This is a genomic window from Curtobacterium guangdongense, from assembly GCF_049341845.1.
GTDB classification, from domain to species: Bacteria; Actinomycetota; Actinomycetes; order Actinomycetales; family Microbacteriaceae; genus Curtobacterium; species Curtobacterium guangdongense.
The window spans coordinates 48,052-62,079 of the sequence record NZ_JBMPIT010000013.1; the positions used below are offsets into that span (position 1 = coordinate 48,052).

Consider the following 14,028-nt stretch of genomic DNA (forward strand, 5'->3'; position numbering starts at 1 on the left):
GCCGTTTCGCGCGTAGGAAGCGGAAACGCGCGTAGGAGGCCCGATTTTCCGGCCACTTACGCGCGTTTCGGCTTTCTACCGCGGGTGCGATGGGCAGGAACGCACGCACGGACGGACGGACGGGAGGCTCGGTGCCAGCTGGCACCGAGCCTCCCGTCCGTCTGTGTGGGTCGCGGCTAGTACAGCGCGCTCGCGAGGCGCCGACGCGCCGCGATGACGCGTGGGTCCTCCGCGCCGATGAGCTCGAAGTACTCGACGAGCCGGACACGCACGGACTCACGGTCGCTGCCGAACACCGTCGGAACCAGGTCGAGCAGGCGCCCGAAGGCGTCCTCGACGTGACCGCCGCTGATGTCGAGGTCGGCGACGGCGAGCTGCGCGCCCACGTCGGACGGCCCGTCGCCCGCCGCCGAGCGGATCTCGTCCGCCGTCCGGCCGTTCAGCCGGTCGAGGAGCGACACCTGCGCGAGCCCGGCGACGGCCATCTGGTCGTGCGGGTCCTGCGCGATCGCGGTCTTGTACTCCTGGATCGCCGTGGCGTAGTCGCCCTGCTCGATCGCGTCGTACGCCGCCTGGTGGTGCGGCGGCAGCGGCTCCGGCTCTCGCTCGCCCTGTTCGACCGGCTCGGTGTCGGTTCCGGCGCCGTCGACCGTCACGCGACCGGACACGCCGTTCTGTTCCGCCGCCTGGAGCACCTGCTCGTAGACGTCGCGGACCTGGGCTTCCGGGAGCGCGCCGACGAAGAGCCCGAGCGGGCGCCCGCCGATCACCGCGGCCACGGTCGGGATCGACTGCGCCTGGAACGCCTGCACGAGCTGCGGGTTCGTGTCGGCGTCCACCTTGGCCAGGACGACACGTCCGGCGTACTCCTCGGTGAGCTGCTCGAGGATCGGTGAGAGCTGCTTGCACGGCCCGCACCACTCGGCCCAGATGTCGACGATCACCGGGACGATCGTGGACAGCTGCAGGACGTCCTGGAAGGTCTCGTCGGTGACGTCGATGACGAGCGACGGGACGGTCAGGTCGGCACCGGTCTCGGAACCGGCACCGGGTGCCGCCGGGCTTGCCGCTTGCGCTGCCGGACGTTGGGCACGCTCGACCAGGGATGACAGGTCGACGGCTCCGCGGAGTCCGGACGGGGTCGGGGGGACGTTCGTCATTGCACCTCACTCGCTGCGATCAGGCCCTGCGTGAACCCGAGCAGGACTATCTTGTCGTCCGACCCGACGGCCGGCACGGAGAAGAGCAGCTGGACGCCGTACGTGGCGGTGATGCCCTTCTTGCTGGAGTCGACCCCGGACAGGGCCTTCACCGCGCCTTCGGTGTTGACCTCGGCGCCGTCGGCGGTCGGGGTGACCTTCTCGATCTCGTTGAGGTTCACGGACACGAGCGCACCGGCGCCGTTGGTCGCCAGAGCGATCGCGGAACCGTCCGGGGACTCCGACGAGTACTCGATCTTCGCGGTGTCGGGCAGGGACGCGGACTTCTTGTCCTTGTAGTCCTTGCCGATCTTGCCGCGCAGGTCGTCCCCGTCCGCTTCGAAGAGGTCGGCGTACTCGCTGTCCGCGTCCTTCGAGAGGATGTCGCCGTAGGCGGGCCCCACCGCGTCCGGGGCGAGCGCGAGGAGCTTCGAGTCGGACGCGAGCTGCGCGGTACCGATCGACACCGGGGCGACCGACGGGAGCTTGGCGTCGGCTTCGAGCGAGACGTCGTACGCGACCTTGTAGTCGTCGCGCGCGGACTCCTGCACGAGGGTCAGGGCCTGCGGCGCCGTCTTCTGGTCGCTCGGGTCGGAGGCGACCACGAACACCGTGCGCGGCCACGAGTCGGTCTGCTGCGGGAGCGACACCGAGATGTCCGCGGCCGAGATCGCGGGCGGGGCCTGCACGTCCTGGTCCTTGTCGCGGATCTGGTAGTTGGCCTTGCGGAGCTCGAGCGCCGGTCCGGTGAACCGCGTCGCGGCGAGGTCGGCGTCCTTGTCGGTGTCCGCCTTCGTCGCGACCTCGGCGATCCGCCCGACGATGCGGGTGATCTGCTGCCGGGTCGCGGCGGTCGGTTCGGCCTGTTCGGCGGCACCGGTGGCCGAAGCCGACGGCGTGGCGGTCGCCGAGGCGTCACCGCCGCCCTGGGGCCAGTAGTCCGAGGAGCACCCGGCGAGCGAGAGCGCGCCGACGAGCACGACCGGCACCGCGATCATCGAGCGGCGGCCTCGGCGCGACCGGGCCGGGACCTGTGCCCCCGCTGCCGCTGCACGTCGCGAGGCACGCACGCGCGGCGGGCGGGTCCCGCCGCTGCGACGCCGCGGACCACGGGAACGACGCTGGTGGAGGAACGCCCAGACGAGCAGGACGATCCCGCCGAGCACGAAGACGCCACCGGCGACCATGAGCGGACCGACCGACGGTGTCGCGGTGTCACGCGGCCAGGTCACGGAGACGTCGGCGGGAGCGGCGGACTTGCCGTCGCCGACGAGGACCACGGAGACGTCCTGCGGCAGGCGTACGGTGAACTGCCCGGCGCCGTCGTACTCCTGGTACCAGAGGTCGCTGCCCTTCGGGTCGGGCACGGAGGCGTCGCTGCCGGACGTCCTCGCGACGAGGCGCTCGCTCTCGGCGTCGTACCGCAGCGTGTTGTGCTTGGCGTCACCCACCCACGCGTCGACGTCGGAGGTCTTGCCGTACGCGGCGAAGACGGTCCCCGAGCCGGCGACGTTGATGCGCTGGTAGCCCGGGTTCGCGTTGAGCGTGGAGCCGGGGATGACGGTGACGGGCGCCCTCGTCATCGACGACGCCTGCGCCACGGTGGAGGACGGTGGCGCGAAGACGGTGCGCTGGGCGACGCCCAGACCGACGAGCAGCAGCCCGATCACGAAACTGACGATCGCCAGGACGAATCGCACGGATCTCTCTCCCTCCGCGCCGGGGTGGGGGGAATCGGCGCGCGAACCAACGGCCCAGGATACGCGAGAGAGGCTGGAGAGTGCATCCCCGCTCGCTGTCCACCGGCTCAGACGGGGTCCGTGCCGCACCACTACACTCGACGCGCGGGCGGTACGGCGCCGTCCGGAGGACCAGCAGGAGCGACACGTGGCGAACGACGAGGCAGAGTTCGGGACCGAGATGCGGGGGTACCGCAAGGACGACGTCGACCGTGCTCTGAACGACCTCCGCCGGGAGCTCATCAAGTCGAACAACGACCGCGCGGAAGCCGCGAAGGAGATCCGTCTCCTGCAGTCCCGTCTGTCCGACATGCAGGCGGAGCTCGACGAGGCGGGCACCCCCACGTACAGCGGACTCGGCACCCGCCTGGAGTCCACCCTCCGCGTCGCCGAGGAGCAGTCCACCCGCTTGATCAGCCAGGCGGACATCGACGCACAGCGGCTGCGGGCATCCAGCCGTGCCGAGGCCGAGCGCACCGTCCGCGAAGCCCAGGAAGAGGCGCGCGACACCCTCGAGGACGCCAGGACCCGGGCGACGAACGAACTCGCCCGCGCCCGGGCCGAGGCAGCCGACACCGTCGAGCGGGCCCGCGCCGAGGCCGGGATGCTCACGCAGGACGCCCGCAACGAGTCCGCGGCGATCCGCGGTGCAGCGGTCACCGAGGCCGCGGAGACCCGTTCGATCGCGATCCGCGAGACCAACGCCCTCCGCGCAGGCGTCGAGCACGAGGTCGCCGAACTCCGCGAACTCGCCCAGCGCGAGTCCGCCGACGCACGGAGCGCAGCGGCCGAGCTGGACCGCGAGACCGAACACCGCCGCAGTGTCTTCGAGGCCGACCACAGCCGACGGACCGAGGACCTCGACCGCGACGAGCGCACCCGCCGCGACGCCCTCGAGCGCGAGATCGCCGACGGCCGGGCCGCGTGGGAGCACGAGCACGGCGAACGCTCCCGAGCGCTCGAGCTCGAGATCGCAACCGGTCGGGCTGACCTCGCCGCCGAGGTGGACGGCCGCCGCGACGAGCTCGAGTCGGAGCTCGCCGACCGCCGCCGACTCCTCGACGAGGAGCTCGCCGCCGGCCGCGCAGGGTGGGATCGCGAGCTCGCGTCCGCCCGGGCGGCACTCGAGCAGGAGCTCGAAGCGGCTCGTGCGCAACTGCGCGTCGACCAGGAGCACACCGCAGCCGAGAACGAGCGGCTCGTGCGGGAGACCGCTGACCGCATCGCCCGCGAGACCGAGGAGCACCGCGGACGCATCGAGCGCGAGCGCGCCGAGGCCACCGCGTCCGCCGAACGGCTCGCCCAGGAGCACGCCGCCGAGCTCGCCGCGCGTCGTGAGCGCGAGCACGCCGAGGTCGACACCGAGATCGCCGAGCGCCGCAGCGCCGAGCTCGACGCCCTCGAAGCCGAGCGCACCGCGCTCCGACAGGAGATCGACACCGCACGCGCCGGCCTCGCCAAGGAGCGCGACGAGGTCCGGGCCGAGATCGCCCGTGACCGCGACGAGGCTCGGACGACCCTCGAGTCCGAGCTCGCCGCCCGCCGCGACGACGCCGAGCAGTACTACCTCCAGAAGCACCACGAGACGGTCACCGAGACGCAGAAGTACCTCGACGAGGCGAACCTCCAGCTCGCGGAGGCCACGCGCCGCGCGACCGAGGCACGCGAGCGTGCGGAGCGGCTCCAGCAAGAGGCGAACGACCTGGAGCGCACCAGCACGTCCGACGCCGAGGAGCGCGCCCGCACCGTCCTCGCCGAGGCGCAGGAACGTGCGCACCGCCTCGTCGCCGAGGCCGAGGAGCGCTCGGCCGCGCAGATCGCCGAGGCGGAGGACCGCCTCGCCGCGATCCGCACCGAGCGCGAAGCCGTCGCCGGGTACCTCGAGAACCTCCGTGGCGTGCTGTCGCACGCTGCCGGCGTCATCGAGTTCCCGGCCGACGCGAACGCCACCGACTCCTGAACCGGCCCGGACTGGAGGCCCTGCACCGGGCCTCCTGTCCGGTCACCGCCGACAGGCGGTCGGTCTCAGTGCGTGACGTGCGTCGGCAGCGGCGCGCTGCCGGGCACCACCAGGTCCGCGATCGCGTCCAGCACGATCCGGACGTACCGCTCCCCCACCCACAGGTGCTTCGCGCCCGCCACCGGGACGACGCGGACGTTCGGCGCGACGGCGAAGCGCCGTTCGGCCGCTTCCGGCTGCAGGAAGTCGTCGTGCTCCGGGACCAAGGCGACGACCGGCACGGCGACGTCGGCCCACCGTGCGAGCTCGTCATCGGTCGTGCGGTGGAGCGGCGGCGAGAGCAGGACCACGCCGGCGACGGTCCCGGCGTCGACGTGCTCGAGCGCGTGCTTGAGGATCACCTCGGTGCCGAAGGACCAGCCGACCAGCCACGGGGTGGGCAGTCCGCGTGCCGTGACGTCGGCGACCGCAGCACGGAGGTCGAACCCCTCGGAGACACCGTCGCCGAACGTGCCCTCTGATGTTCCGCGGGGCGAGGTCACCGAGCGGAAGTTGAACCGCAGCACGGCGATGTCCGCGAGCTCCGGCAAGCGGGCAGCCGCCTTCTTCAGCACGTGCGAGTCCATGAACCCGTGCGCGGTCGGCAGCGGGTGGAGCGTGACGATCGTGCCGCGCGCCGGACGGCCCAGCGGCGCCGCGAGCTCCCCGACGAGGGTGAGGTGGTCGTCGGTGACGAGCTCGATGTCCGTGCGCACGGCGGGGAGCACCGTGCCGGACCGGATCTCGGTGTCCTCGGTTCCGGGTGCGTCCGCGGCGTCGCTCATGCGGTCCTCCAGCAGTGGTTGTGCCAGTGCCGACGCGATGCGAGGTCCGCTGCGTCGCCGAGGACACCGTCGGCACGCCACACCACCACGTGCGCGACGCCGGGCTCGATGGTCAGGCCGCACCCCGGGCAGAGGTACTCCTTCTGCGCGGACGCTGCCGAGATCGGCTGGACGGCGTACTCACGCCCGCGACGGACCTCGGTCCGCTTCCACCCGCTCATCAGGCGTTCGAGACCGACCGGTTCCTGGACGTCGTCCGGGCGACGGTCGCCCCGAGGGCGCCGCGGCCGATTGCTGCGCGGCACCTGCGGAACCGCCGATCAGTACCAGTTGAAGGACTGGCTGTGACCCCATGCACCGCACGGGGTCCCGTAGACGCCCGAGATGTAGTTGAGACCCCACGTGATCTGCGTCGCGGGGTTCGTCTGCCAGTCGGCACCGGCCGAGGCCATCTTGCTGCCAGGGAGCGCCTGCGGGATGCCGTAGGCACCGCTCGGGTTGTACGCGTTGACACGCCAGCCCGACTCCTTGTTCCAGAGGGAGACGAGGCAGTTGTACTGGTCGGTGCCCCACCCGCGGGCGGACACGAGCTCGAGCGCGATGGCCTGCGCGCTGCCCGGGTCAGGGGTCGCGGCGACGGCGGCGATGCTGTTCGACGGGGTGACGGCCTTCTTCGCGGTCGAGGTCGCAGCCGTGTCGTCGGTCTCGGTCACCGGCGGGGTGACGACCTTCGGCGCGGGCTTCGTGACTTCGTAGCCGTCACGGGAGACCTCGAACGAGCCGTACGTGCCGTGGGCCGTGTAGACCTGCGGGGCCGGGGCCTTCGTCAGCACGGGCGTCGACACCGCGGCCTGGGCGACGTCGGCCTGCAGCGGGTTGAAGAGCGAGCCGCCGGCGAGGAACGCCACGGCGAAGAAGGACAGCGCGGGGATCGTCGCGCGACGGCGCATGAAGCCGTTGAGCGTCGTGTCGGCGGTCGTGGCCGTCGACGGCGACAGCGCGAGTCCTGGGCGGCGCTGCGCGGTCGTCGCGCGGCGCTGCTTGACGATGCGCGGGTCCGAGGGCGTCGACGGGGCGGCCTCCGCGCGGGCGACGGCCTCTCCGTGTGCGACGGCCTGTGCGGCGTCGCTGACGCGGTTGTCCGCGACAGACTTGGGAGCGATGACCGGCTCAGGCTGCACCGCGGCCTGGGCCATCGGGTTCGCCGCAGCCTGGTTCGCTGCTGCCGGCTTCGCTGCTGCCGGGTTCGCCAGTGGAACCGGAGTCTCCGCGGTGCGGATTCGGTTCAGTGCCGCGCGGCGTTCGCTGACCACGGGGTGGTCCTGCTGCTGCCGGGTTGCGCGGTCGGATCGAATGTCTGCCGTGTGCCTGCCCATGAGTTCGACCAGGATAACGGAACGATCACGGAAAGCGAAGCACCTGCACCCCGCGCGTCGGTCTCCGGCTAGCGGACGGCCAGCATGACCTCGACGACCGCGTCGAGGAGCGCGTCGACCTGGGCCTCGCGGTAGCCGCCGTGCTTCGGGCGGAACACGATCGACCGCACCTCGGTGAGGCTGAGCGGCTTGCCCTCTCGGAAGTACCCGCCGAGGCGCTTGGCGAAGGCGTCGACGTCCTTCGGGTGGTAGCCGGTCGACAGGACGTTCACGCGGTGGAAGCGCTGCCCGTCCGGGCGGTCCAGCCGCTCCACGACGTCGGACGCCTTCGTCCGCGCCTCGGCGTACCAGGTCTTCTGCCCGACGTCGGCGATCTCACGCTCCCGCTCGCGGGTGGCGAACGCGTCCTCGAGCCGTTCGAGTGCGGCGTCCACGTGCTGCGTCGAGTACCCGCCCTTCTTCATCGAGAAGGCCGTCGCGCGGATCTTCGCCGCCTCGATGCCGGGTGCGCTGTCGTTCGCCGTGTAGGCGCGACGCGCGTCCTCGAGGAAACGCTCGACTTCGTCGATGTCGTAGCCGAGGACCGAGCGGGGGGCTGTCGGGAACGTCGTGGGCACGGGCGACATTCTGCCAGCCCACTCCCCTGGTGGAAGCTGGACGCGCGGACCGGGTTCGTTCAGTGGTTGACGATCAGGTACAGGACGTACGCGACGGCAGCGGACGGCAGGATGCTGTCGATGCGGTCGAGGAGCCCACCGTGACCGGGCAGGAACGACGAGATGTCCTTGATGCCGAGGTCGCGCTTGATCATCGACTCGGTCAGGTCGCCGAGCGTGGCCGACCCCGAGATCAGCACGCCGAGGACGATGCCCGCCCACCACGGGAGCCCGAGCATAAGCCACGACACGATGATGCCGACGAGGATGCTCGCGGCGACGGAGCCGGCGAAGCCCTCCCAGGTCTTCTTCGGGCTGATCCGCGGCGCCATCGGGTGCTTGCCGAGGTTCAGACCCGTCGCGTAGGCACCCGTGTCGACCGCGACGACGACCAGGATGAACCCGACGACCCACAGCGGCCCGCCGTCCTGTGCCGACAGCAGCACCACGCAGGCGCCGAGCAGGGTGACGTACGCCTGGACGAACAGCCCGTTCGTCAGGTCGCGGAACACGTTCGCCGCCGACGGGCGATCGCGACTGACCGCGACCTCCACCAAGCGCCAGACGGTGATCAGGACGATGCCGCCGAGGATCGTGAAGAGCGCCTCGACCTGACCACCGAGGAACGCGGCCGGCACCATCGCGATGCCGGTGGCGACGCTCGGGATCCGCGGGACGTCGCGCCCCGCGAACCGCATCGCACTCGCGAGTTCCCACGCGGCGAACCCGATCAGGAACGCGGCGACGACCATGAACGCCGGGGTCCAGATCAGGAGCGAGCCGAGCATCACCACGGCGAAGGCCAGGGCGATCGCGATGGCTGCGGGGAGGTTCCTGCCGGTCCGCGCGGTCAGCGCCTCGTTCCGGGCGTCGAAGGACGCGCGGCGCTGTCGGATCTGCGCCTCGAAGTCCGACCGCGCGGCGCGGGCCCTGGCATCGAAGTCGTGCCTGAGCCCCTTCGCCGGTGGCCGTGGGTCATCTGCTGTCGGGCGGTCGACGCCCTCGTCTCGACGCGGCATCAGACCTCGAGGAGTTCGGCTTCCTTCTTCTTCAGCGCGTCGTCGATCTGGTCGACGTGCTTCTTCGTGAGGACCTCGAGGTCCTTGTCACCGCGGGAGATCTCGTCGTCCGAGATCTCGCCCTTCAGCGCGTCGAGGTCGTCCTTCGCCTTGCGGCGGATGTTCCGGATGACGACCTTGTGGTCCTCGCCCTTCCCACGGACGAGCTTCACGAACTCCTTGCGGCGGTCCTGCGTGAGCTCCGGGATCGTCACGCGGACGATCTCGCCGTCGTTCGTCGGGCTGGCGCCGAGGTTCGGGAACGTCGCGATCGCGCGCTCGATCTCCTTGAGCGCCGACTTGTCGTACGGCGTCACGATGAGCGTGCGGGCTTCCGGTGTCTGCAGGGACGCCAGCTGCGCGAGCGGCGTCGGCGACCCGTAGTAGTCCACCGGGATCTTCTGGAAGAGCGCGGCGTTGATGCGGCCGGTGCGGACGGTTGCGAAGTCGTCCTTGGCGACGTCGACCGCCTTCGCCATCTTCTCGGTGGCTTCGGTCATGACATCACTGATCACGGTGGTTCTCCTTCGGTACGTCGTCGAGTCTAGTCAGCCGTGCAGGTCAGTTGCTGACCACCGTGCCGATGCGTTCACCCCGGATCGCGGCCTGGACGTTGCCACCCGGCTCCATCCCGAACACGTGCATCGGCATGCCGTTGTCCATGCAGAGGGAGAACGCCGTGGCGTCGACGACCTTCAGTCCCTTCAGCAGTGCGTCCTGGTAGGTGACGTGGTGGAGCTTCTCGGCGGTCGGGTCCTTCTTCGGGTCGGCCGAGTAGACGCCGTCGACGCCGTTCTTGGCGACCAGGACCTCTTCGGCGCCGATCTCGAGCGCGCGCTGGGCGGCCACGGTGTCGGTGGAGAAGTAGGGCAGGCCGGCACCGGCGCCGAAGATGACGACGCGGCCCTTCTCGAGGTGCCGTTCGGCGCGCCGCGGGATGTACGGCTCGGCGACCTGGGTCATGCTGATCGCCGACTGCACCCGCGTCGCCGCACCGGCCTGCTCGAGGAAGTCCTGGAGCGCGAGCGCGTTCATCACGGTCCCGAGCATGCCCATGTAGTCCGCACGGCCGCGGTCCATCCCGCGCTGCGAGAGCTCTGCGCCGCGGAAGAAGTTGCCACCGCCGACCACGATCGCCACCTCGACCTCTTGGGCCGCGATCGCGATCTCCTTCGCGATGCTGCTGATCACGTCCGGGTTGACCCCCAGGGAGCCGGCGCCGAACGCCTCTCCGGAGAGCTTCAGCAGGACCCGTCGTCGTCCGGTCTTCTCGTCGGTCATGTGCTCGCACCCTTCGTTGAGGAGTCTCGTGGGAATCTACTAGCGCCCGTGCGGTCGTGCTGCGGCGGGCGCGAAAACGGGGCCAGGAACCGAATGGTTCCTGACCCCGTCACGGGTTCGTTACGCGCCGACCTTGACGCGGGCGAAGCCCTGGATCGTGATGCCGGCGTTCTCGGCGGCCTTCGCGACGGAGATCTTGTTGTCCTTCGCGTAGTCCTGGTCAAGGAGCGCGATGCCCTTGATGAAGGCGTTGACGCGACCCTCGACGATCTTCGGGAGCGCAGCCTCGGGCTTGCCCTCTTCGCGGGTGATCGCCTCGACGGTCGCGCGCTCCTTCTCGATCGCCTCGGCCGGGACCTCGTCGCGGGTGAGGTACGACGGGTTGGCGAACGCGACGTGCTGCGCGATGGAGCGGGCCTCGGCGGCGTTGTCACCGTCATAGGCGACGACCACGGCGATCTGCGGGGGCAGGTCCTGGCTCGTCTTGTGCAGGTAGATCTCGAAGTTCGAGCCCTCGACACGGCGGACCGTGCGGACCTCGAGCTTCTCGCCGAGCGCGGCGGCGCTCTCGTTGACGACCTCGAGCACCGTCTTGCCGTCGAGGGGGGCCTCGTTGGCGGCGGCGACGTCGGCGGCACCCGCAGCGGCGACCGCGGCGAGGACCTTGTCGGCGAGGGTGGTGAACTTCTCGTTCTTCGCGACGAAGTCGGTCTCGGAGGCGAGCTCGACGACGGTGGCCGCTCCGTTCTCGGCGGTCGCGACGACGACGCCCTCGGAGGTCGCACGGTCATCGCGCTTGGCGACGGCCTTCGCACCCTTGATGCGGAGCAGCTCGACGGCCTTGTCGTAGTCGCCGTCGGCCTCGACGAGCGCGTTCTTCGCGTCCATCATGCCGGCCCCGAGGTCCTCGCGGAGCTTCTTCACGTCCTGAGCGGTGAAGTTTGCCATTCGAATGGCGTCCTTTCTGGACTATGCGTGTGTGGAGAGCGGAGTCGAGGGCGCCGAGCCGTGTGGCCCGGCGCCCTCTGACACTCACTCGGCGGGGGTGGTCTCCGCAGCGGCCTCGGCCTCGGCGGTCGGCTCGGCGTTCTTCGCCTCGTCGGCGATCGGCTCGCCGATTTCCTTCGCGGCGACCTGCGCGTCGGCGTCGTTCTCCTCGACCGGCGTCTCGGCAGCGGCGGCGGCCGGAGCGGCGGACTCGCCACCGAGGAGCTCCTGCTCCCACTCGGCGAGCGGCTCGGCGGCCTCGTCGTCGGAGCCACCGTTGTGGCGGGTCTTGAGGCCCTCGGCAGCGGCGTCCGCGATGATGCGCGTCAGCAGGCCGACGGAGCGGATCGCGTCGTCGTTGCCCGGGATCGGGTAGGCGATCTCGTCGGGGTCGCAGTTGGTGTCGAGGATGCCGATGACCGGGATCCCGAGCTTCTGCGCCTCGTCGACGGCGAGGTGCTCCTTCTTGGTGTCGACGATCCAGAGCGCGCTCGGGGTCCGCGTGAGGTTGCGGATACCACCGAGGGTCTTGTGGAGCTTGTCCAGCTCGCGCTTCTTGATGAGGAGCTCCTTCTTGGTGAAGCCCTTCGTCGTGTCGTCGAAGTCGATCTCCTCGAGCTCCTTCATGCGCGCGAGGCGCTTGGAGACCGTCTGGAAGTTCGTGAGCAGACCGCCGAGCCAACGCTGGTTGACGTACGGCTGGCCGACGCGGGTCGCCTGCTCGGCGATGGAGCCCTGCGCCTGCTTCTTGGTGCCCACGAAGAGGATCGTGCCACCGTGCGAGACCGTCTCCTTGACGAAGTCGTACGCGCGGTCGATGTAGGCCAGCGACTGCTGCAGGTCGATGATGTGGATGCCCGAGCGCTCGGCGAGGATGAAGCGCTTCACCTTCGGGTTCCACCGACGGGTCTGGTGTCCGAAGTGGACGCCGCTGTCGAGCAGCTGGCGGATGGTGACGACGGCCATGTGCCGTCCTCCTTCTGTGTTCTCGGCGCGCGGCATGGCCGTGCGCCCGTTGCGGTTGTGTCGATCCCGACCGGAGGTCGTGATCCCTGGTGCCCTGACATGCGGCCGCCAGCGCTTGCGAGCTGGACCGTTGGCCGGATGGTTTGCGTGGACACGCGAAGTCAGCGCGCTCAGCGCGCTGCTGGACAGATACTAGCAGAGCACAGACGGGAGGCGGGGGGGGGGGGGGGGCCCCCCCCCCCCCCCCCGCCCGGGGTTCGCGACTACGCCTTGGCGTCGACCGTGTCGCCTTCCGCGGTGATGCCCATCTCCTCGAGGGAGCGACCCTTGGTCTCCGGGATCTTGGCGATCACGAAGAACAGGGAGAGCAGCGCGAAGAGCGCGTAGATGCCGTAGGTGACCGTCAGGTTGAACCCCGACAGCACCGGGAACGAGATCGTCACCACGAAATTCGCGATCCAGTTCGCCGCGGAGCCGACGCCGAGCGCCGTGGCCCGGATGCGGTTCGGGAACATCTCGCCGAGCAGCACCCACATGAGCGGTCCCCACGTGGCACCGAAGGACACGACGAACAGGTTCGCGAAGATCAGCGCGATGAGGCCCCACGCGCCGGGGAGCTGCGGCGCGCCGTTGACGATCGTGGCCTGCGAGAACGCGATCGCGACCATGAGCAGCGAGACGAACATGCCGGACGACCCCGCCACGAGCAGCGGCTTCCGGCCGAGCTTGTCGACCGTGAAGATCGCGATGAACGTCACCGCGACGTTGACCACGGAGGTGATCGTCGAGATCAGGAAGGACTGGTCCTCCTTGAAGCCGACCGCCTGCCACAGCGTCGTCGAGTAGTAGAAGATCACGTTGATGCCGACGAACTGCTGCAGCACGGCGAGGATGATGCCGACCCACACGATCGGCTGGAGCCCGAAGCGGTTGCCCTTGATGGAGCCCTTCTTCTCGTTGGCTTCCTTCTTGATGCCGTCCTGGATCTCCTCCAGGCTCGTGTTCACCGTGTCACGCGGGACGATCTTCGTCATGACCTCGCGCGCGTCGTCCGTCCTGCCCTTGGCGAGCAGGTACCGCGGCGACTCCGGCAGGGTGATCGCCAGGATGCCGTAGACGACCGACGGGATCACGCCGACGAGGAACATCCAGCGCCACGCTGCGAGCCCGAGGACGGTCTCGGAGGCGCCGCCCGCGGTGACTGCGAAGAGCTGGTCGGAGAGCAGCGCGGCGAAGATACCGAGCGTGATCGCCAACTGCTGGAACGAGGCGAGCCGGCCACGGATGGCCTTCGGCGACACCTCGGAGATGTACGCCGGCGCGATGACCGACGCGGTCCCGATGCCGAGACCACCGACGAGACGCCAGATGACGAGGTCCCAGGTGGCGAACGCGAACGCGCTGCCGATCGAGGAGACGAGGAACAGCACCGCTGCCCAGAACATGATCCGGGTGCGACCCCAGCGGTCCGCGAGGCGGCCGGCGAAGAACGCACCGAACGCACAGCCGATCAGGGCGGAGGCGACGGCGAACCCGCTGGCGGCCTCGGACAGGCCGAACTCGCCCTTGATCGCGTCGACCGCGCCGTTGATGACGGACGAGTCGAAACCGAAGAGGAAACCGCCCACCGCTGCTGCGATGGCGAACGCGGTGACCTTCCCCTTGAACGCACGGTCTGTGCCGTGCCCGGTGGACGTGTTTGCCACGATGCTCCTGGGTTCTGCCGCCGTGCGGGATGCTGCACGGTGCCCCGGCGGTCGGCTCGTTCGCCGTCCGAGCGGCGTTGCGTGGTCCGGAGCGGCCCCGACGTTACTCCTTCGGCGGCGGGTGGTCATAACCGGGCTGGTTGCGCCGCCCGCTTCACCGCGCCCGACTCGGAACGACACACTCGCTGTCGTACGACACCTTGGGTTCATTCGGTGGTCGCAACACCTTGAGCGATTGGGGTGGTTGTGGTGGGTCGGCAGGCAGCGTATTCGCGG

The 14,028-nt window shown here is 70.1% G+C and carries 13 protein-coding genes; 1 reads left to right on the top strand and 12 read right to left on the bottom strand.

Features of this window, described 5'->3' with window-relative positions; genetic code table 11:
- Window positions 1-176 precede the first annotated feature (176 nt).
- Both ACO0E1_RS17265 and ACO0E1_RS17270 read right to left on the bottom strand, forming a co-directional pair.
- Window positions 177-1,160 (bottom strand): tetratricopeptide repeat protein, encoded by a 984-nt coding sequence (locus ACO0E1_RS17265; protein WP_422875293.1) that lies wholly within the window; start codon window positions 1,158-1,160, stop codon window positions 177-179.
- On the bottom strand, window positions 1,157-2,899 hold the full coding sequence (locus ACO0E1_RS17270) for a DUF8094 domain-containing protein (RefSeq protein WP_422875294.1): 1,743 nt from the start codon (window positions 2,897-2,899) through the stop codon (window positions 1,157-1,159). Before ACO0E1_RS17270 ends, ACO0E1_RS17265 begins: the two co-directional genes overlap by 4 nt.
- Before the next feature lie 187 nt (window positions 2,900-3,086).
- On the opposite strand from ACO0E1_RS17270, the gene ACO0E1_RS17275 reads away from it, so the two are divergent.
- Window positions 3,087-4,898 (top strand): coiled-coil domain-containing protein, encoded by a 1,812-nt coding sequence (locus ACO0E1_RS17275; RefSeq protein ID WP_422875295.1) that lies wholly within the window; start codon window positions 3,087-3,089, stop codon window positions 4,896-4,898.
- Between the two features lie 65 nt (window positions 4,899-4,963).
- Here the strand turns inward: ACO0E1_RS17275 and ACO0E1_RS17280 are convergent, their stop codons facing one another.
- The 10 genes from ACO0E1_RS17280 to ACO0E1_RS17325 all read right to left on the bottom strand — a co-directional run bounded on the left by ACO0E1_RS17280 (window position 4,964) and on the right by ACO0E1_RS17325 (window position 13,752).
- The gene (locus ACO0E1_RS17280; protein WP_422875296.1) at window positions 4,964-5,722 is read right to left on the bottom strand and encodes an alpha/beta hydrolase; all 759 of its coding nucleotides are present in this window, start codon (window positions 5,720-5,722) and stop codon (window positions 4,964-4,966) included.
- Entirely contained in the window at window positions 5,719-6,027 is a 309-nt protein-coding gene (locus ACO0E1_RS17285) for a hypothetical protein (protein WP_422875297.1), read from the bottom strand. The genes ACO0E1_RS17280 and ACO0E1_RS17285 overlap by 4 nt, the downstream gene beginning before the upstream one ends.
- Window positions 6,028-6,042: 15 nt before the next feature.
- Window positions 6,043-7,035, bottom strand: coding sequence for an aggregation-promoting factor C-terminal-like domain-containing protein (locus ACO0E1_RS17290; RefSeq protein WP_422875298.1), 993 nt, complete (start codon window positions 7,033-7,035; stop codon window positions 6,043-6,045).
- Window positions 7,036-7,166: 131 nt separating this feature from the next.
- Window positions 7,167-7,724 carry a DivIVA domain-containing protein gene (locus tag ACO0E1_RS17295; protein ID WP_422875299.1) on the bottom strand — a complete coding sequence of 186 codons (558 nt, stop codon included), beginning with the start codon at window positions 7,722-7,724 and terminating at the stop codon, window positions 7,167-7,169.
- A 50-nt stretch (window positions 7,725-7,774) separates the two neighbouring features.
- Window positions 7,775-8,773, bottom strand: a complete 999-nt coding sequence (locus ACO0E1_RS17300) for a phosphatidate cytidylyltransferase (protein ID WP_422875300.1) — start codon at window positions 8,771-8,773, stop codon at window positions 7,775-7,777.
- Window positions 8,773-9,327 carry a ribosome recycling factor gene (frr, locus tag ACO0E1_RS17305; protein ID WP_281264853.1) on the bottom strand — a complete coding sequence of 185 codons (555 nt, stop codon included), beginning with the start codon at window positions 9,325-9,327 and terminating at the stop codon, window positions 8,773-8,775. The genes ACO0E1_RS17300 and frr overlap by 1 nt, the downstream gene beginning before the upstream one ends.
- Window positions 9,328-9,373: 46 nt before the next feature.
- Window positions 9,374-10,093 carry a UMP kinase gene (gene pyrH / locus ACO0E1_RS17310; protein ID WP_422875301.1) on the bottom strand — a complete coding sequence of 240 codons (720 nt, stop codon included), beginning with the start codon at window positions 10,091-10,093 and terminating at the stop codon, window positions 9,374-9,376.
- A 120-nt stretch (window positions 10,094-10,213) separates the two neighbouring features.
- Window positions 10,214-11,041 (bottom strand): translation elongation factor Ts, encoded by an 828-nt coding sequence (tsf, locus tag ACO0E1_RS17315; RefSeq protein WP_281264855.1) that lies wholly within the window; start codon window positions 11,039-11,041, stop codon window positions 10,214-10,216.
- An 84-nt stretch (window positions 11,042-11,125) separates the two neighbouring features.
- Entirely contained in the window at window positions 11,126-12,046 is a 921-nt protein-coding gene (gene rpsB, locus ACO0E1_RS17320; protein WP_281264856.1) for a 30S ribosomal protein S2, read from the bottom strand.
- Between the two features lie 263 nt (window positions 12,047-12,309).
- Window positions 12,310-13,752, bottom strand: a complete 1,443-nt coding sequence (locus tag ACO0E1_RS17325) for a sugar porter family MFS transporter (RefSeq protein ID WP_422875302.1) — start codon at window positions 13,750-13,752, stop codon at window positions 12,310-12,312.
- Between the last annotated feature and the right edge of the window lie 276 nt (window positions 13,753-14,028).